Annotated in this window: 16 protein-coding genes; 7 read left to right on the plus strand and 9 right to left on the minus strand. The window is 65.4% G+C overall.

What is annotated here, in order from left to right; translation table 11 throughout:
• Positions 1-6 precede the first annotated feature (6 nt).
• Entirely contained in the window at positions 7-2,178 is a 2,172-nt protein-coding gene (locus AC1RUK_RS27695) for a malate synthase G (RefSeq protein WP_481838094.1), read from the minus strand.
• Positions 2,179-2,487: 309 nt separating this feature from the next.
• On the opposite strand from AC1RUK_RS27695, the gene AC1RUK_RS27700 reads away from it, so the two are divergent.
• A complete protein-coding gene (locus AC1RUK_RS27700) occupies positions 2,488-3,114 on the plus strand; it encodes a CDGSH iron-sulfur domain-containing protein (RefSeq protein WP_481838093.1) in 627 nt (208 codons plus the stop codon).
• A 147-nt stretch (positions 3,115-3,261) separates the two neighbouring features.
• Positions 3,262-5,289, plus strand: coding sequence for a hydantoinase/oxoprolinase N-terminal domain-containing protein (locus tag AC1RUK_RS27705; protein WP_481838092.1), 2,028 nt, complete (start codon positions 3,262-3,264; stop codon positions 5,287-5,289).
• 356 nt (positions 5,290-5,645) lie between these two features.
• Here the strand turns inward: AC1RUK_RS27705 and AC1RUK_RS27710 are convergent, their stop codons facing one another.
• The 5 genes from AC1RUK_RS27710 to AC1RUK_RS27730 form a co-directional block, all read right to left on the minus strand.
• Positions 5,646-6,017: a hypothetical protein gene (locus AC1RUK_RS27710; protein WP_436170076.1), complete on the minus strand. Its 372-nt coding sequence runs from the start codon at positions 6,015-6,017 to the stop codon at positions 5,646-5,648.
• Between the two features lie 217 nt (positions 6,018-6,234).
• A complete protein-coding gene (locus tag AC1RUK_RS27715) occupies positions 6,235-6,606 on the minus strand; it encodes an endonuclease domain-containing protein (protein ID WP_481838091.1) in 372 nt (123 codons plus the stop codon).
• A gap of 112 nt (positions 6,607-6,718) precedes the next feature.
• Positions 6,719-7,066 (minus strand): hypothetical protein, encoded by a 348-nt coding sequence (locus AC1RUK_RS27720; RefSeq protein WP_481838090.1) that lies wholly within the window; start codon positions 7,064-7,066, stop codon positions 6,719-6,721.
• A gap of 39 nt (positions 7,067-7,105) precedes the next feature.
• Positions 7,106-7,615, minus strand: a complete 510-nt coding sequence (locus AC1RUK_RS27725; protein WP_481838089.1) for a hypothetical protein — start codon at positions 7,613-7,615, stop codon at positions 7,106-7,108.
• A gap of 9 nt (positions 7,616-7,624) precedes the next feature.
• A complete protein-coding gene (locus tag AC1RUK_RS27730; RefSeq protein WP_481838088.1) occupies positions 7,625-8,137 on the minus strand; it encodes a hypothetical protein in 513 nt (170 codons plus the stop codon).
• Positions 8,138-8,439: 302 nt separating this feature from the next.
• On the opposite strand from AC1RUK_RS27730, the gene AC1RUK_RS27735 reads away from it, so the two are divergent.
• A complete protein-coding gene (locus tag AC1RUK_RS27735; RefSeq protein WP_481839374.1) occupies positions 8,440-9,507 on the plus strand; it encodes a cyclic nucleotide-gated potassium channel in 1,068 nt (355 codons plus the stop codon).
• 234 nt (positions 9,508-9,741) lie between these two features.
• On the opposite strand, the gene lepA is transcribed toward AC1RUK_RS27735, so the two are convergent.
• The gene (gene lepA / locus AC1RUK_RS27740; protein ID WP_481838087.1) at positions 9,742-11,547 is read right to left on the minus strand and encodes a translation elongation factor 4; all 1,806 of its coding nucleotides are present in this window, start codon (positions 11,545-11,547) and stop codon (positions 9,742-9,744) included.
• Positions 11,548-11,719: 172 nt separating this feature from the next.
• On the opposite strand from lepA, the gene AC1RUK_RS27745 reads away from it, so the two are divergent.
• The 4 genes from AC1RUK_RS27745 (at position 11,720) to msrA (ending at position 15,219) form a co-directional block, all read left to right on the plus strand.
• The gene (locus AC1RUK_RS27745) at positions 11,720-12,808 is read left to right on the plus strand and encodes a TadE/TadG family type IV pilus assembly protein (RefSeq protein ID WP_481838086.1); all 1,089 of its coding nucleotides are present in this window, start codon (positions 11,720-11,722) and stop codon (positions 12,806-12,808) included.
• A 392-nt stretch (positions 12,809-13,200) separates the two neighbouring features.
• Positions 13,201-13,902 (plus strand): DUF1223 domain-containing protein, encoded by a 702-nt coding sequence (locus AC1RUK_RS27750; protein WP_481838085.1) that lies wholly within the window; start codon positions 13,201-13,203, stop codon positions 13,900-13,902.
• Between the two features lie 83 nt (positions 13,903-13,985).
• Positions 13,986-14,315 (plus strand): hypothetical protein, encoded by a 330-nt coding sequence (locus tag AC1RUK_RS27755; protein ID WP_481838084.1) that lies wholly within the window; start codon positions 13,986-13,988, stop codon positions 14,313-14,315.
• Between the two features lie 163 nt (positions 14,316-14,478).
• Positions 14,479-15,219, plus strand: coding sequence for a peptide-methionine (S)-S-oxide reductase MsrA (gene msrA, locus AC1RUK_RS27760; RefSeq protein WP_481838083.1), 741 nt, complete (start codon positions 14,479-14,481; stop codon positions 15,217-15,219).
• A gap of 60 nt (positions 15,220-15,279) precedes the next feature.
• Here msrA and AC1RUK_RS27765 read toward each other — a convergent pair whose 3' ends face one another.
• Positions 15,280-16,284, minus strand: coding sequence for a cytochrome d ubiquinol oxidase subunit II (locus AC1RUK_RS27765; RefSeq protein WP_481838082.1), 1,005 nt, complete (start codon positions 16,282-16,284; stop codon positions 15,280-15,282).
• Between the two features lie 10 nt (positions 16,285-16,294).
• Entirely contained in the window at positions 16,295-17,656 is a 1,362-nt protein-coding gene (locus tag AC1RUK_RS27770) for a cytochrome ubiquinol oxidase subunit I (protein ID WP_481838081.1), read from the minus strand.
• Positions 17,657-17,838: the final 182 nt, after the last annotated feature.

Here is a 17,838-nt window from a genome sequence, read left to right on the forward strand (position 1 = left end):
TTCGGTTCAGGCCTGCCCGCGCGCCTTCAGCTCCAGCCGCCGCTTGTGCAGCACCGGCTCGGTGTAGCCGTTGGGCTGGACGCTGCCCTTGAAGACCAGATCGCAGGCGGCCTGGAAGGCGATGGAGCTGTCGAAATCGGGCGCCATCGGCTGGTAGAGCGGATCGCCGACATTCTGGCGGTCGACGATGGCCGCCATGCGTTGCAGGGCATCCATGACCTGGATCTTCGAGCAGACATCGTGGCGCAGCCAGTTGGCGATGTGCTGCGAGGAGATGCGCAGCGTGGCGCGGTCCTCCATCAGGCCGACGTCGTTGATATCAGGCACTTTCGAGCAGCCGACGCCCTGGTCGACCCAGCGCACGACATAGCCCAGAATGCCTTGCGCGTTGTTGTCGAGTTCGCGCTGGATCTCGTCGGGCGTCCAGTTCGGCCGTACCGCCACCGGCACCGACAAGATGTCGTCGAGCTTGGCCTTGGGCCGGTTCTTCAGCGCCGCCTGCACGGCGTGCACATCGACCTTGTGGTAGTGGGTGGCGTGCAGCGTCGCCGCCGTCGGCGACGGCACCCAGGCGGTGTTGGCGCCAGCCTTGGGATGGGCGATCTTCTCGACCAGCATCGCCGCCATCAGGTCGGGCATCGCCCACATGCCCTTGCCGATCTGGGCGTGGCCGGCCAGCCCGCATTCGAGACCGGTGTCGACGTTCCAGGCCTCATAGGCGGAAATCCAGGCGGCCTGCTTCATGTCGCCCTTGCGGATCATCGGGCCGGCTTCCATCGAGGTGTGGATCTCGTCGCCGGTGCGGTCGAGGAAGCCGGTGTTGATGAACACCACACGCTCTTTTGCCGAGCGGATCGCCTCCTTGAGGTTGACGGTGGTGCGCCGCTCCTCGTCCATGATGCCCATCTTGATGGTGTTCTTGGCCATGCCGAGCAGCGCTTCGACGCGGTCGAAAATCTCGACGGCGAAGGCGACTTCCTCCGGCCCATGCATCTTCGGCTTCACCACATACATCGAGCCGGCACGGGAATTCATCCGCCGCCCGCCCGGGCCGACATCGTGCAGGGCGACCAGCGCCGTCAGCGCCGCGTCCATGATGCCTTCCGGCACCTCGTTGCCGTCGCGGTCTGTTATTGCCGGATTGGTCATCAGGTGGCCGACATTGCGCACCAGCATCAGCGAGCGACCGGGCAGCGCAAGCTGGCCGCCGTTGGGCGATGTGTAGCCGCGGTCCGGATTGAGCTTGCGGACGAACGTCTTGCCGCCCTTGCTGATCTCTTCGGCGAGGTCACCCTTCATCAGGCCGAGCCAGTTGCGGTAGACGACGACCTTGTCCTCGGCATCGACCGCCGCGACCGAATCCTCGCAATCCTGGATGGTGGTCAGCGCCGATTCCAGGATGATGTCGGCGATGCCCGCCGGGTCGGTGCGGCCGATCTGGTTGGCGCGGTCGATCGATATCTCGATATGCAGGCCATTCTTGACCAGCAGCACGGCTTCGGGGTTCGCTGCATCACCGCGATAGCCGGCAAACTGTTTCGGATCGGCCAGCGTGGTGCCGCCGGCGCCGGCGCTGAGCTTGAGCGCGCCATTCGCGACCGACAGGCCGTTGACCCCGGCCCATTTGCCGGAGGTGAGCGGCGCCGACTGGTCGAGGAAGTCCTTGGACCAGGCAACGACCTTGGCGCCGCGCACGGGGTTGAACCCCTTGCCTTTTTCCGCGCCGCCCGTTTCGGGGATGGCATCGGTGCCGTAGAGCGCATCATAGAGCGAACCCCAGCGCGCATTGGCGGCGTTGAGCGCATAGCGCGCATTCATCACCGGCACGACCAGCTGCGGTCCGGCGACCACGGCGATCTCGGGATCGACATTGTCGGTGGAGGCGCTGAAGGCGGGTCCCTCAGGCACGAGATAGCCGATCTCCTTCAGGAAGCCTTTGTAGGCCTCCATGTCGAGCGGCGCGCCATTGTCGCGATACCAGCCGTCGAGCTTTTCCTGCATAGCGTCGCGTTTTGCCAGCAGCGCCCGGTTCTTCGGTGCCAGATCGTGGACGATGGCCGAAAACCCGTTCCAGAACGCATCGGCGGCAATGCCAGTGCCGGGCAGCGCTTCGTTGACGACGAAGTCATGCAGTTCGCGGGCAATCCGCAATCCGGCGATCTCAATGCGATCGGTCATCAGGGCGTCTCCAGATGAAAGGCTAGGCCGGGCCTTTGGCATGTCGAGGTGGTACGGTCAATTCAGCTTAGGGTGAAGGTGGGCGTTTTAAGCATCAAGGACTCGGACAGCGCTGAGGGCCAATGCAGAGCTGGCGGTTGGCGAAACCGGAGGTCCGGGCGCCCTTCGCCCCGTTTACGGGGAGAAGGTGCCGGCAGGCGGATGAGGGGCGGCGCCAACGCTGAAGTGATTGCCCTCTGAATGGGCTACCTGGCTTGACGCCCTCCGCTCCATCGCCCTAGCTTGCCTTCCATCACAGGAGACCTACCCATGGCAGGCACGGTCGAAGGCGAGAACATCGATGTCGGCTTTTCCGGCCGGCGCTGCATCCATTCGCGCAACTGCGTGCTGGGCGACCCGCATGTCTTCGTGCCCAACGCCAAGGGCGAGTGGATACATCCCGAGGCGGCCAGCGTCGAGAAGATCGTCGCCATCGCCGAGAGCTGCCCGTCCGGCGCCAACACCTACCGTCGCAAGGATGGCGGGCCGCAGGAACAGCCGCCGGTGGTCAACACCGTGCGGCTCAGGGAAAACGGCCCGTTGGCGGTGCATGCCGAGATCGTGCTTGGCGAAGAGACCTTCTACCGCGCCACGCTCTGCCGCTGCGGCGCCTCGGCAAACAAGCCGTTCTGCGACGGCAGCCACAACAAGACCGGCTTCGCCGCCACCGGCGAGCCGTCGCTCAAGGATACGCCGGCGCTGGAGGCGAGGAACGGGCCGCTGAAAGTGACGCCGACCACCAACGGCCCGCTCAAGCTCGAAGGCAATGCCGAGATCGTCACCGGCACCGGGCACACGATCGACCGCACGACGCGGGTTTTCCTCTGCCGCTGCGGCCATTCGGAGAACAAGCCGTTCTGCGATAACACGCATAAGAAGGTGGGGTTCGTGGGGTAACTCCCTTCTCGTACGAAGGTAGCGTTCCGTCACACCCCCCTCTGTCCTGCCGACTTTCGTGGCCCAGCGCTCGCTGCTTTATCGGCCGCGCCGTATCGGCTAAGGGCTTCGCAGCAAGAACCCTCGCCGTCCGGACCGCCGAAGAAAATGACCGCCAAGCCAAAACCCCTCCCTCTGTTCCTCGGCATCGACACCGGCGGCACCTATACGGATGCCGTGCTGTGGTCGGAAACCGGCAGCCCGCGCGGCAAGGTGCTGGCCAAGGCCAAGGCGCTGACGACGCGGCACGACCTCGCCGTCGGAATCTCCGGCGCGGTCGATGCGGTGTTGGAAAAATCCCGCACCGATCCCACGGCGATAAAACTGGTGTCGATGTCGACGACATTGGCCACCAATGCGCTGGTCGAGGGCCAGGGCGGCCGCGTGGCGCTGGTCATGATCGGCTTTTCCGAGGCGGACCTTGCGCGTGACGGGCTGAAGACGGCTTTGGGCACCGATCCGGTCGTGTTCTGCCCCGGCGGCCATGATGTCCACGGCAATGCCGCAAAGCTCGACCTGTCCGGGCTGGAGGCGGCCCTGCCCGAACTCGGCGGCTCGGTGTCCGGCTTTGCCGTCTGCGCCTATTTCGCCACCCGCAACCCGGCGCATGAGATCGCCGCCCGCGAGTTGATCCGCGAGAAGACCGGCCTGCCGGTCACCGCCAGCCACGAACTGTCGGCCAAGCTCGGCGGCCCGCGCCGGGCGCTGACCACGCTGCTCAACGCAAGGCTGATCTCGATGATCGACCGGCTGGTGGCGGCGACCGAAGGCTTTTTGGAAGCGCGCAAGATCGCTGCCCCCTTGATGGTGGTGCGCGGCGACGGCGCCCTGGTGTCGGCGGCATTCGCCCGCCAGCGGCCGATCGAGACCATTTTGTCGGGCCCGGCCGCCAGCCTGGTCGGCGCCCGCCACATGACCGGCCTCGACGATGCCGTCGTCTCCGACATCGGCGGCACCACCACCGACGTCGCCGTGCTCGACGGCGGCCGTCCCCGGCTCGACCCGGAAGGCGCCACCGTCGGTGGCTTCCGCACCATGGTCGAGGCGGTGGCCATGCGCACTTACGGCCTCGGCGGCGATTCCGAAGTGGCGCTGGAGGAGGGCGCGCTCAACCCGAAGATCCTGCTCGGTCCGCGCCGACTGGTGCCGCTGGCGCTGGCCGGCATGATGCACAGCGAGGCGGTAACCGTCGAACTGGAACGCCAGCTGCGCGCGCCGAACCCCGGCCGCATGGATGGCCGCTTCGCGGTGCGCACCGGCGTGCCGGAGCGACTGGCGGCCGGGCTGACCGGCGCCGAGGCCAAGCTCTACGAAGTGATTGGCGCCACGCCGCTGCCGCTCGACAGGCTGCTCACCTCCAACGCCCAGAACGCCACCTTGAACCGTTTGGTGTCGCGCGGGCTGGTGCATATTTCGGGCTTCACGCCGTCGGATGCCGCCCATGTGCTGGGCAAGCAGGCGAACTGGGCCGCCGCCCCGGCCCGTCTCGGCGCCGAGCTGTTCGCCCGCAAGCGCGACGGCCGGGGACAGGCGATTGCCGCCACGCCGGAGGCGATTTCCGAGCGCGTGCTGCTGACACTGACGCGCTGGTCGGCCGAATACATCCTCGAAACCGCCTTTGCCGAAGATGGGCTCGATGGCGCCGCCACCGTGGCGCATGCGCTGGTGCAGCGCGCGGTCGATTTCCACCCCGGCATCGCCCGCCTCAGCGTCGCGCTCGACCGTCCCGTCATCGGCCTCGGCGCCTCGGCGCCGTTGCACTATGCCGGGCTGCCGCCGCTGATCGGCAATGGCTGCGTGGTGCCCGACGATACCGACGTCGCCAACGCGCTCGGCGCCGTCGTCGGCCAGGTCCGCGTCTCGGCCGAGGCCCGCGTCAGCCAGCCCATGGAAGGCCTGTTCCGCCTCGCGTCGGGTGAAAGCGTGCGCGATTTCACCGACGAGGCGGCTGCGGTCGCAGCGGCGGAGGCCGATGTGCGGGCCATCGCCGCCAAACGGGCGAAAGACGCCGGCACCGACAGCGCCGAGATCGAAGTCGCCACCGAATTCAGCGTCTCCACCGTCGAAAGCCAGCGCATGTTCATCGAAGCGCATGTGGTGGCGGTGGCCTCGGGAAGGCCAAGGATTGCGGTGTAGCCCCCTTCTCCTCGTTCACGGGGAGAAGGTCCCGGCAGGGGGATGAGGGGCAGCGCCGACCATGGGAGTTATGGATAGGCGAGGCCGAGTGCCGCGAGTTCTGACAGACGCCGCGCCGCCCCTCATCTGGCTGCCGCCACCTTCTCCCCGTGAACGGGGAGAAGCCCGCTGACCGCAATCAGGGCGCTTCATTTTTGCAACGCTCGCGATTGGAGAAACCGTCGATGAGGGCGTCCTTCTCCCCGTCACCATACGGGGAGAAGATGCCGGCAGGCAGATGAGGGGCAGCGCCGACATCGGTGGGTAGGTCACCTCACACGAAGCGCCGCCATCACTTTGCCTTGCAGCCCTGCGCCCTACTCGACCAGGTCGATTTCCTCGGTCTCGCCGCCGGTGCAGGTGTAGCAGCAGTCGTCGCATTTTTCCTTGTTGCCGGGGCCGACGCCCCAGTAGGTCGCCTCGTCGCCGTCGACCCAGGCGCCGTAGCAGATCGATTCACCCTCCTCGCAGGAGATCGGCAGTTGCTTGGTCTCGCCGTCGTCGAGATAGAAATCCTTGCCATCGCCCGGCCAGACATAGTCGCGGTCCTGGCTGTAGAGTTCGACGCGCATGGCGTTGGGATGGCTGTTCTTGATTTCGAAAGTGACGTCGCCGGCATGGGCGGCGGGTGCGAACAAGGCTGCGAGCGAAAGCGCGACGACGATGCGACGCGGAAAGGCGAAGGACATAAAACCCCCTGGGATGAGAATCGGCCCCCACGGCCGAGGGGAGAATCATCGCATGCGATGCCGGAGGGAGGAAGGGAGGATTGGGGTAATCCCCGGGGTGATTTTTGGGTGTAGCGGGGCGTCTCTGCCTTCTCCCCCCTGTGGGAGAAGGTGGATCGGCGCGCAGCGCCGAGACGGATGAGGGGTGCTCCAGCTTGGCAAAAACGCCCCAACGGCGTCATCGCCAGGGCTGCAAACTTTCATCTCGGACAAAGGCGATGATTGTGTCGCAAACTGCGTTCAAGTCCTTCAGGACGTCGTCGTTCCAGAAGCGCAGCAGGCGAAAGCCCCTCGCCTTCAATTCGGCATCGCGCTCCCGGTCATGGTGCGAATCGGCGTGCTGGCTGCCATCGATTTCGACGATCAGCCCAGCCTCGGCGCAGATGAAATCGGCGACGAACCGGCCAACCGGAACCTGACGCCGAAACTTGATGCCATCGAGCCGGCGGCCGCGCAATTCTTGCCACAGGCGGTCTTCCGCTTCCGTTGGCTCGCGCCGCATCAGGCGGGCGAAACGACGTTTGGCCGGAGCTACTGGTTGATGCGGCATGGCGCAAGACTAACCAATCCCGGCACTCCGTCCAGCACCCCTCATCCGTCTCGGCGCTGCGCGCCGATCCACTTTCTCCCACAGGGGGAGAAGGGAAGTCTCGCCTGCCCCGCTACGGCACCAGGTCAATCGTCTCGGTGGTCTTCTCCACGCAGATGAAGCAGCAATTGTCGCAGGGCTGGTCATTGTCCGGGCCGACGCCGGCGGAGATCTGGTCGTTGCCGTTGACCCAGGCGGCGTAGCAGATGTTTTCGCCCGGATTGCAGGAGATCGGCACCGACTTCTGCGAGCCCGGCTGGATCAAAAACACCTTGCCGTCGCCCGGCCAGACCGTCTCGCGGTCGCGGCTGAACAGCTCGACCGCCACCGACTGCTGCCGCAGGTTTTTCACGAAGAACGCCATGTCGGCGGCATGCACCGGGGCGGCGAGGAGAAGGGCAGCGAGGGTGAGGCGAATCATGGCGGCGTTTCCGGGGAGGAGACGGGCAGGCTCGCACGATCAGGGGCTGACCGCCACATGCGGCGCCAGCCGCCGGATCGCGTCGATCATGTCCTCACCACGGACATCGAGCGACGAGACCTCCATGTGCACGATGTTCTTGCCGAAGGGCAGGATCAGGCTCAGCGCATTGGCCGGCGCATACTTGATTGCATCGGGCGGCTCCTCGGTGAGCTCGAAATTGAGCATCGCCGAGCCCTTGCCGGAGGTGAGGCGCACGCTGCGCACCTCGTGCCAGGGCACCAGCACGTCGCCGGCGCGGCGGTCGCGAAAGCCCTTCTCGTCGAGCACGACCTTGACCGAAGTGTCGAAGGCGCCGCGCGCGATGAAGAAACCGAGCCCAAGGCAGACCACCGCCAGCAGCGCGATGACCAGCACGTGCCCGCCATCGGCGCCAGACGCCAGCCCCTGCAGCGCGCCGAAGCCGAACATCGCGCCGATGATGAACGGCCCGATGGAAGGAAAGATCTTTCCGGTGACGCTGTTGCGGAGTTCGAGCGGCGCGGACATGTTTCCCGCTCACCGCTCCGGCTTCATCAGCGTCCAGATCCAGCCGATGAAGGTCAGCACCAGGAACGGATAGCCGGCGGCCGGCAGCGGCGCGGAGGTTGGCAGCAAGGGCGCGCCCCAGAGGACCATGGCCACCGTCACGGCAAACAGGATGGCGGCGATGAGGCCGGTGATGCGCATCCACAGGGCAAAGGTTTTCGGCGCGCTGATCAGGACGAGTGCTGCCGCCCAGAGCGAGATGCCGCCGACATAGGAAGGGACGCTGGCCTCGAGGCCCGCCGCATTACCTGACAGCAGCAGGCTCTCGCCGGCGACGAAGGTGAGGAACCCGGCCGCGACGCAGTCATTGCCGAGCCGCTGGTACTTCATCGTCAAAAGTGCTGCCGCCACTACGAGTGCCACGCCGTCGATCGCCCAGAGCGTTTCGCGCAGCGGCGCGCTCTCGACGAAGGTGCCGGCAAGGCCAAAAGCGCCGCCGATGGCGAGGCCGGTTGCGGCGATGGTGTCCAGAGTTGAGCGCATTTGATGTCTCCCCAAGCTGGCTCAAGGATACTGCAGGGCGGCGTCTGATCCAATACTCGCCGATGGCGAGGCGCTCTCGCCTATTTGACTTCCCCACGCGGCTCCGGTGTCAGTTCGAAATTGACAAGGGAGTGAAGGAGAAAAAGCGGAGACTATCGAGAGAGCGGCCCGCAGCGCCCACAGTCGACAAAGTTAGCCTTGCCCGAGAACCGATATCGGCGCATCGCAGCGACAGTAAGCACCTTTGCGCTTGCCTTGAAGGCATCCTATTCTGGAGGGTAGTAGCCGCTCGTGGGCATAGAATGTCGGTACTGCCTTTCTTAAGAATTCACGCGCCGCTCAACGCGCTGCTGGCTGCGACTGGGCTTGTGGCGGTGGCTACGCTCACGACACAGGACATGTCCGGACGAAGCAGACTGGCTCTGGCTGCCGTGCTCGCGGTCATTTGGGGCGCCTATCTCCTGCAACTGGCCGGGACGCTGCTCAAGCGCCGGACGGGAGACGTTCGGGACAGGACGCCGGCAATCGCCATTGATGTGCTCGCGGTTTTGGTTCCACTCGCCGCATTTCTGCTCGTCGACACGCCCGACCGGAGCCTCTACTGTGCTGTCTGGCTGCTGAAACCGCTGCGCGACTCGACTTTCTTCCCGCTGCTGGGCAGGGTCCTGACCAACGAAGCGCGCAACCTGATCGGCGTCACCACGGTCTTCGGCATCGTTCTGTTCGGTGTCTCGCTCGCGGCCTATGTCATCGAGCGCGACGTCCAACCGGAAAAGTTCGGCAGCATCCCCCAGGCAATGTGGTGGGCGGTGGTCACGCTTTCCACCACCGGCTATGGCGACGCTATTCCGGAAAGCTTCGCCGGCCGCGTCCTTGCCGGGGGGGTCATGATGTGTGGCATCGGCATCTTCGCGCTCTGGGCTGGCATTCTTGCCTCCGGCTTCTATCAAGAAATCCGTCGCGAGGATTTCGTCCGCAATTGGCAATTGGTCGCCGCCGTGCCGTTGTTTCAGAAGCTCGGCCCAGCCGCGCTAATCGAGATCGTGCGCGCGTTAAGACCTCGCATCGTGCCGGCGGGTGCCGTGATCTGTCGCAATGGCGAGACCGGTGATCGGATGTTCTTCGTCGTGGAGGGGCTCGTCAGCGTCGCGATGCCGAACCCGGTGGAGCTTGGCCCTGGCGCCTTCTTCGGCGAGATGGCGCTGATCAGCGGCGAACCGCGTTCGGCGACCGTCAGCGCCGCAACGGCGGTCTCACTCCTGTCGCTGCACTCGGCGGATTTCCAGATGCTGTGCAGCAGCAGCCCGGAGATCGCGGAAATCATCCGCAAGACCGCGCTCGAGCGGCGCGGCGCGGCACCGATGGCTTGATCGTGCAGCTTTAGCGTCGCGCTGGCGGGGGCCCGCTGCCTCCGGCAGCTCCCCCGCTTTCGAAGCCGGCCATCGATTCACTGGATCGTTGGGTTGGCGCGCTGCGCGCGCCAACCGGGGTCACCGCACTGCCGCAACCCCCGGGGTGGGACCCGCTGCCTTCGGCAGCTCCCACCCGGACTTGCGCTCGCATCGACCCACCGGGTCGATGCGTCCGGCCAGAGGCCGGACCGCTTAGTCCCCCATCTTCAGCGCCTGGATAAACGCCTCCTGCGGAATATCCACCTTGCCGAACTGGCGCATCCGCTTCTTGCCCTCTTTCTGCTTGTCGAGCAGCTTGCGCTTGCGCGAGACGTCGCCGCCGTAGCACTTGGCGGTGACGTCCTTGCGCAGCGCCGAGATGGTCTCGCGGGCGATGACCTTGCCGCCGATGGCGGCCTGGATCGGGATCTTGAACAGATGGTGCGGGATCAGCTCCTTCAGCTTCTCGCACATCTGGCGGCCGCGCTTTTCCGCCGCCGTGCGGTGGACCAGCATGGACAGCGCGTCGACCGGCTCCTCATTGACCAGGATCGACATCTTCACCAGGTCGCCTTCCTTGTAGTCGGTCAAATGATAGTCGAAGGAGGCGTAGCCCTTGGAGATCGATTTTAGGCGATCATAAAAATCGAAGACCACTTCGTTGAGCGGCAGGTCGTAGGTGAGCATCGCGCGCTTGCCGACATAGGACAGGTCGGCCTGGATGCCGCGCCTGTCCTGGCAGAGCTTTAGAATGCCGCCGAGATAGTCGTCCGGCGTCAGGATGGTGGCGCGGATCCATGGCTCCTCGATGGCCGAGATTTTCACCACGTCGGGCATGTCGGCCGGGTTGTGCAGTTCCTTGACCGAGCCGTCATTGAGAGCCAAGCGGTAGACGACGCTGGGCGCGGTGGCGATAAGGTCGAGGTTGAACTCGCGCTCCAGCCGCTCCTGGATGATTTCCAGATGCAGCAGGCCCAGGAAGCCGCAGCGATAGCCGAAGCCCAGCGCGGCACTGGTTTCCATTTCATAGGAGAAGGAGGCGTCGTTGAGGCGCAGCTTGCCGACCGCGGCGCGCAGATCCTCGAAATCGGCGGCGTCGACCGGGAACAGGCCGCAGAACACCACCGGCTGCGCCGGCTTGAAGCCGGGCAGCGCATGCGCGGTGGAGCGCCTGTCCTCGGTGATGGTGTCGCCGACGCGGGTGTCGGCCACTTCCTTGATCGAGCCGGTGAAGAAGCCGAACTCGCCGGGGCCGAGCTCGTCGACATTGATGCGGGCCGGGGTGAAGACGCCGGTGCGCTCGACCAGGTACTTGGCGCCGGTGCCCATCATGCGGATGGTCTGGCCCTTCTTCAGCACGCCGTCGATGATGCGCACCAGCACGATGACGCCGAGATAAGCATCGTACCAGCTGTCGACCAGCATCGCCTTCAAGGGGGCGGCGACATCGCCCTCGCGCGGCGGCGGCAGTTGGTGGACGATGGCCTCGAGCACATCGGGGATGCCGAGACCGGTCTTGGCCGAGATCAGCACGGCGTTGGAAGCGTCGATGCCGATCACTTCCTCGACCTGCTCGCGGATGCGCTCGGGCTCGGCGGCCGGCAGGTCGACCTTGTTCAGCACCACGACGATCTCGTGGTTGTTGTCGATGGCCTGGTAGACATTGGCCAGCGTCTGCGCCTCGACGCCCTGGCTGGCATCGACGACCAGCAGCGAGCCCTCGCAGGCGGCCAGCGAGCGCGACACTTCGTAGGCGAAGTCGACATGGCCGGGCGTGTCGATGAGGTTGAGGATATAGTCCTCGCCATTGTTGGCGCGGTATTTCAGCCGCACCGTCTGCGCCTTGATGGTGATGCCGCGCTCGCGCTCGATGTCCATCGAGTCCAGCACCTGCTCCTTCATGTCGCGCAGCTCCAGCCCGCCGGTGGACTGGATCAGCCGGTCGGCAAGCGTGGATTTGCCATGGTCGATATGGGCGACGATGGAGAAATTGCGGATGTGGTCGAGCGGGGTGGTCATGCGGCGGCCTTTAGCAGGGGCGGGTTGCAGGGGCAAGCGGGGGCGCCGACGCTCCCAGCAATGCAACCGCCGCGAACATGCGGAACTGCTTAAACTTTAATCCACCCCTTTAGGGCATAATCCGCGCCTTGCGTGATAGCCCGGCATGCTGCCGTGGTTTCGGGGGCTCAAAATGTTCGTCCATCCATTCAGATCAGCGATTCGCTTTTTCCGCTCGACGAGCGGCTCGCTCGTGCCCGTTTTCATCATGGCCTTGATCCCGCTGGCGCTCGCCGTCGGCTTTTCGGTCGACTACACGTCGGCCGTGCAGACAAGGGGCAACATGCGGAACGCCCTGGATGCGGCGATCCTGACGATCACCACGATGCCGGCCGGCACGGCCCTCGCCGATCGCCAGACGGCACTTGAGCAGTCCTTCGCCGCCAATGGCGGGCAAGGCACCGCCAAGCTCGACAGCTTCGACATCGCCGCCGACGGCACCGCCACCGCCAGGGCGTCGGCGAGCTATCCGATGCCGACCAACTTCATGCAGATCGCCAGGATCGACACGGTGAACGTCGCCGTCGGCTCGGCGGTGCGCAAGCGGCCGGCGCTGGTGGAGACCACGTTCAAGGTCACAAAGGTGTCGGGCTACTGGGGCAAGACGATGACGCTCTTCGGCACGAAGTTCGGTGCAACCACCGCCAAGGCGCTGATGACGATCACCTATACCTATGGCAACACCGGCGATCCGAAGGGCTACGGCACGACCCTTGTGAACACCATCACCAATTCGGGCGGCGCGGAAGTCGCCACGACGGTCCAGAAGCAGGTCTGCGTGGTCGGCAAGACGAAGGACCTCCAGAAGAGCCTGCCCGCCGGAACGGCCATCCAGACGGACTCGAGTGGCACCAAATATGGTTGTGTCGATACGATGTATCCCGCCAATGGCTCCGGCGCCGTGGTCGACGTCAGCCAGATGAGCAGCCTCTATCTGCAGATGGACGTGCCGTCCGGCTCGCCGAAGATCCTGAAGTCGAACGATCCGGCCACCTCCAACCGGCTCTATATCGGCACGAGCCCGACCGACATGCCCGAGATCGCAACCGGCCAGACCGTCGACATCTTCACCGCCGTGCCCTGCGGCCAGCCGGGCTACCAGGCCTGGGAGGACGGCGGCAATCCCGTGCCGGCCGCGGTTTCCAACGCCGACTTCTTCTACACCGTGACCGGCAAGTGCGACTTCAACCAGCGGCCTTCGGATACGGTGCTGACGCAGTAGGGGGCAAGTCGCAGACGCCCTATGCCAACGCCGTCCGGTTTACCGGGCGGCGTTTTAGCTTGTCGGCCGACTGCGAATAATCAATTTTCGAAGCTGGCGCTGCCCCTCATTGCCCTGCCGGGCATTTCTCCCCGTGAACGGGGAGAAAGAGGCTGACCGCGACCTCGGCACCCCTTCCTGCAATGTCGGCGGTTGGCGAAACCATTGACGAGAGCGCCCCTCTCCCCGTCACTATACGGGGAGAGGATGCCGGCAGGCAGGTGAGGGGCGGCGCAAACGTCCGGAGTCTGGCCCAAACCGAGGCAGCCATTCACGAAGCGGTGAACGATGTAACGAAGCTCCCCGCGCCGGCGAAACCGTGTCATGGCCCCAGCTTGCAACGGAGACCCAAGATGACTGGATCAAAGGCGAAAAGGGGCGCGATGTGGTTGGGCGCCGGTGCCGCGCTCCTTGTCCTCGCCGCGACAAGCGCCTCCGCGCAGCCGCTCACCGTGGTCGAGCTGTTCACCAGCCAAGGCTGCTCGTCCTGCCAGCCGGCCAATGCCAATCTGATCAAGGTCAAGGACCGGTCCGGCGTGCTGGCGCTGTCGTTCAACGTCACCTACTGGGACTATCTCGGCTGGAAGGACACGTTCGGCAGAGAAGAATTCACGCAGCGCCAGGTGAACTATGAGCCGTCGCTCGGCCGCTCGGGCCCGTTCACGCCGCAGGTTGTGGTCAATGGCGATGCCGATGCGGTCGGCGCCCGTCCCGGCGAGATCGAACAGCTGATTGCCAGCAGCGGCCGCATAAAGGGCCCATCGCTGTCGCTCAGCGGCGGCAAGATCGCCATCGGCGCCGGCAAGGCGCCCGCTGGCCGCGCCGATGTCTGGCTGGTGCGCTACCGCCAGGGCGTGATCGAGGTGCCGGTGGCTCGAGGCGAAAACACCGGCCGCACCTTGCCGCATGCCAATGTCGTGCACGCGTTGACGAAGCTTGGCAGCTGGACGGGCGAGGCGACGACGTTTTCCCTGCCAGCCGATTCAAGCGGCCTCAGCACCGCGGTGCTGGTGCAATCGCCCGGCGGGTCGATCCTGGCCGCCGCCGCCAACTAATCGTTCAAAAGTTTCGCGACGCCGCATGGAGCGGCGGCGCACTTCCCGGCCCTCGCGCCATCAACCCTCCAGAGGAGACCATCATGACCCATTTCTCTCGCCTGACGCTGCCGGCGCTCGCCTTCGCGCTGTGCTCGACGGCGCTGTATGCCGGCGGCATCGCGCGCGCCGAGGATGCGATGAAGCCGGCCAATGCGATGGCCACGGACGCGATGAAGCCGGCGACGGATGCGATGAAACCGGCCGGCGCCATGGCGACCGACGCAATGAGCACAAACGCGATGAAATCGACCGACCCGATGGCGGCTGATGCGATGAAGAAGGACTGCATGGACAAGGCAGCCATGGAAACCGACGCCATGAAGAAGGACGAGGCGACCAAGGCCTGCGACGCGATGGGGGCGGCCAACTAGCTTCGGCTCGCCTCCGGCCGTCCCTGGCCATGGCCGTTCCCTGTCCAGGTCAGGGACGGTCCCCTTACGGACTGGGCCGGGCAGGAGCGCGCGGTGCACGGCAATGTGAGACAAGGGCGGTGCGATCCGCCATATAATAGGACACCATCATGGGAGATCAGACATGACCGGCATTCACGAAAAAGCCGCGCGGCGATCGGCCAATTTCGCCAGGGGCGCGCTGGCCGCCCTCATCCTGGCGGCGGCGGGGGCCGCGCTGTGGCAGAGCCCGGCCGTCTCGGCCCAGGACGCGGTGGTGATCCCGCCGCCGGCGCTGGACGAGAAGGCCACCAGCGGCAGCGAGAAGGCGGTCTTCGCCGGCGGCTGCTTCTGGGGCGTGCAAGGCGTGTTCCAGCACGTCAAGGGCGTCAGCAGCGCCGTTTCCGGCTACGCCGGTGGCAGCCAGGAAAACGCCGTCTACGAGACGGTCGGCACTGGCCGCACCGGGCACGCCGAATCGGTCGAGATCACCTACGATCCGTCCAAGGTCACCTATGGCCAGCTGCTGCAGGTGTATTTCTCGGTGGCGCACAATCCGACGCAGCTCAACTACCAGGGCCCGGACAGCGGCACCCAGTACCGCTCGACCATCTTTGCCGAAAACCAGGAGCAGCAAAAAATCGCCGAGAGCTACATCGCCCAGCTCGACAAGGCCAAGGTGTTTTCGAAGCCGATCGTCACCACGCTGGAGACCGGCAAGGCCTTCTATCCGGCCGAGACCTACCACCAGGATTTTCTGACGCTGAACCCGACCTATCCCTACATCGTCTACAACGACCTGCCCAAGGTGGCGAATTTGAAGGCGCTGTTTCCGGCGCAGTACAGTGACAAGCCGGTGCTGGTGCTGGCAAGCAGCAAGAGCTGAGGCCTGGCAGGGAGGGCGGGGCGAACCTTCCACCCTCCCTCCAACCCACCCTTTGTCGTCTCAATCATACGTCAGATCCGTCGCCTTGCCGCCAAAGACGCGGTAGGCGTAGAAGGAATAGAAGATGATGATCGGCAGCACGACGACGGTGCCGGCGAGGATGATGGCGAGGCTTTCGGGCGCCGACGCCGCCTGCCAGATGGTCAGCTTGTCGGGCACGACGAAAGGGTAGAACGACCAGGCCAGCCCGGCAAAGCCGAGCGCGAAAATGGCGGCCAAGGTCAGGAACGGCGTCAGCGCATGGCGGTCGTCCGGCCTGGGCAGATGGAAGGTCTGCCGCCACAGCCAGACGAACAGCAGCGCCGACAGGATCGGCAGCGGCGACAGATAGAGCATTTGCGGCCAGACGAACCATTTGTCGAAGATGCGCGGGCTGGCGAAGGGCGTGGCGAGCGACACCGCGACCATGCCGAGTGCGGCCAGCACCAGCGCCGTGCGCAGCCAGACCACCGCCTTCTTCTGCAATGCGCCTTCGGTCTTGTAGATCAGCCAGGCGGCGCCCATCGCCGCATAGGCGGCGGCGAGGCAGAGCGCCACCAGCGCGCCGAAGGCCACGCCGCCAAAGCCGACATCGAGGCCGAGCACATAGACGCCCAGCATATAGCCCTGCGCCAGCGAGGCGATGATAGAGCCGAGGAAGAAGATGCGGTTCCAGCGATGCTTCCTGCCGGCCGGCACCTTGGCGCGGAAATCGAACGCGACGCCGCGCAGGATGAGGCCGACCAGCAGCAGGAACACCGGAATATAGAGCGCGGTGAGGATGGTGCCGTGCGCCAGCGGGAAGGCGACGAGCAGCAGGCCGACGGCCAGCACCAGCCAGGTCTCGTTGGCGTCCCAGAACGGGCCTATCGCGGCGATCATCGTGTCATGCTCGGCGTCTTCAGCAGCGGCGAACAGGATGCCGATGCCAAGGTCGAAGCCGTCGAGGATGACGTAGATCAAGATGGCGAGGCCCATCAGGCCGGCGAAGATCAGGGGGAGCAAGGTTGGCCAGTCGAAGGTCATTTTCTTCTCCTCACTCCCCGGCTGCCGGTTGCGACAATGCCGCATTCATGACGCCGGGCAGCGGCGAGGCGTCGCCATCCTTGGCCGCCTTGAGCGCCAGGTGCACCAGCACGCCGAGATAGGCGATCAGAAGCAGCACATAGAGGATGAGATAGACGGCCAGCGTCAGCGCGACATGGCTGCCGGCGACCGGGCCGACGGCGTCGGCGGTCTTCAAGACGCCGGTGACCAGCCAGGGCTGGCGGCCGATCTCGGTGGTGTACCAGCCGGCAAGCGTCGCCAGCCAGCCGGACAGTCCCATCGGCACCATGAGCAGGGCCAGCGGCTTCGGCAGGCTGTGGCGGCGCTTGAGGAAGAAGGCGGCCGACCAGGAGACGAGCAACATCAGGACGCCGGTGCCGACCATGATGCGAAAGCCCCAGAACACCGGGAAGACCGGCGGATGGTTGCCGGGATAGTCGTTGAGGCCCGGCACCACGCCGCTGGTGCTGTGGCGCAGCACGAGGCTGGCGCCGTCGGGGATGGCGAGCTCGAATCTGTTTTCCCTGGCCGCCTCGTCGGGAAGCGCGAACAGCACCAGCGGCACGTTGGGGCCGGTGTTCCAGTTGGCCTCCATGGCGGCGATCTTCTGCGGCTGGTGCTCCAGCGTGTTCAAACCGTGCTGGTCGCCGGCGAAGATCTGGATGGGAATCAGGATCGCGGCGGTGAAGACGCCGGTGCGCAGCGCCTTCCACATCGATTCCGAACGGTCGCCGTAGAGATAGCGCAGCGCCGACAGGCCGGCGATCAGGAACGAGACCGTCAGGCCCGACGCAAGCAGCATGTGGACGAGCCGGTAGGGCATCGACGGGTTGAAGACGATCGCCCACCAGTCGACGGCGTGCGCCACGCCGTCGCGCATCTCGAAGCCGGCCGGGGTCTGCATCCAGGAATTGAGCGCAATGATCCAGAAGGCGGAGACCGTCGTGCCGCCGGCCACCAGCACCGTTGCCAGCGTATGGATGCGGTTGGAAACGCGGCGAAAGCCGAACAGCATGATGCCAAGGAAAGCCGCCTCGAGGAAGAAGGCGGTGAGGATCTCGTAGGCGAGCAGAGGGCCGGCGATGTTGCCGACCGTCTCCATGTAGCCCGGCCAGTTGGTGCCGAACTGGAAGCTCATGGTGACGCCGGAGACCACGCCCATGGCGAAGGATAAGGCGAACACCTTCACCCAGGTGAAATAGGCCCGCATCCAGGCGGAATCGCCGGTCGCGTTGTAGCGCAGCTTGAAGAACAAGAGCACCCAGCCAAGCGCGATGGTGATCGCCGGAAACAGGATATGGAACGAGATATTCGCGCCGAACTGGATGCGCGACAGAATGAGCGGGTCCATGGCGGGCTCCGGCTGCTGCTTGTTGTCAGAGGATAAGGCGCAAGCCCGACTGGGTCAAAGCGGCTTGGCGCCACGCGGGGCGCGTTGTCGCAGCATCCGGCTGCAAATCGTCAGTTGTACACACTGTCAATGGCCAGAAACTGTCAGGAGCGGCATTGACTTCCGGCCGCGCGCACCGACAT

Source organism: Mesorhizobium monacense, assembly GCF_056781675.1.

Coding starts and splice junctions, on each gene's coding strand:
- AC1RUK_RS27710 (WP_436170076.1), bottom strand. CDS start 6,017: ATGTCCTTCGCCTTTCCGCGTCGCATCGTCGTCGCGCTTTCGCTCGCA.
- AC1RUK_RS27735 (WP_481839374.1), top strand. CDS start 8,440: ATGTCGGTACTGCCTTTCTTAAGAATTCACGCGCCGCTCAACGCGCTG.
- AC1RUK_RS27695 (WP_481838094.1), bottom strand. CDS start 2,178: ATGACCGATCGCATTGAGATCGCCGGATTGCGGATTGCCCGCGAACTG.
- AC1RUK_RS27715 (WP_481838091.1), bottom strand. CDS start 6,606: ATGCCGCATCAACCAGTAGCTCCGGCCAAACGTCGTTTCGCCCGCCTG.
- AC1RUK_RS27725 (WP_481838089.1), bottom strand. CDS start 7,615: ATGTCCGCGCCGCTCGAACTCCGCAACAGCGTCACCGGAAAGATCTTT.
- msrA (WP_481838083.1), top strand. CDS start 14,479: ATGACCGGCATTCACGAAAAAGCCGCGCGGCGATCGGCCAATTTCGCC.
- AC1RUK_RS27700 (WP_481838093.1), top strand. CDS start 2,488: ATGGCAGGCACGGTCGAAGGCGAGAACATCGATGTCGGCTTTTCCGGC.
- AC1RUK_RS27755 (WP_481838084.1), top strand. CDS start 13,986: ATGACCCATTTCTCTCGCCTGACGCTGCCGGCGCTCGCCTTCGCGCTG.
- AC1RUK_RS27765 (WP_481838082.1), bottom strand. CDS start 16,284: ATGACCTTCGACTGGCCAACCTTGCTCCCCCTGATCTTCGCCGGCCTG.
- AC1RUK_RS27770 (WP_481838081.1), bottom strand. CDS start 17,656: ATGGACCCGCTCATTCTGTCGCGCATCCAGTTCGGCGCGAATATCTCG.
- lepA (WP_481838087.1), bottom strand. CDS start 11,547: ATGACCACCCCGCTCGACCACATCCGCAATTTCTCCATCGTCGCCCAT.
- AC1RUK_RS27750 (WP_481838085.1), top strand. CDS start 13,201: ATGACTGGATCAAAGGCGAAAAGGGGCGCGATGTGGTTGGGCGCCGGT.
- AC1RUK_RS27730 (WP_481838088.1), bottom strand. CDS start 8,137: ATGCGCTCAACTCTGGACACCATCGCCGCAACCGGCCTCGCCATCGGC.
- AC1RUK_RS27745 (WP_481838086.1), top strand. CDS start 11,720: ATGTTCGTCCATCCATTCAGATCAGCGATTCGCTTTTTCCGCTCGACG.
- AC1RUK_RS27720 (WP_481838090.1), bottom strand. CDS start 7,066: ATGATTCGCCTCACCCTCGCTGCCCTTCTCCTCGCCGCCCCGGTGCAT.
- AC1RUK_RS27705 (WP_481838092.1), top strand. CDS start 3,262: ATGACCGCCAAGCCAAAACCCCTCCCTCTGTTCCTCGGCATCGACACC.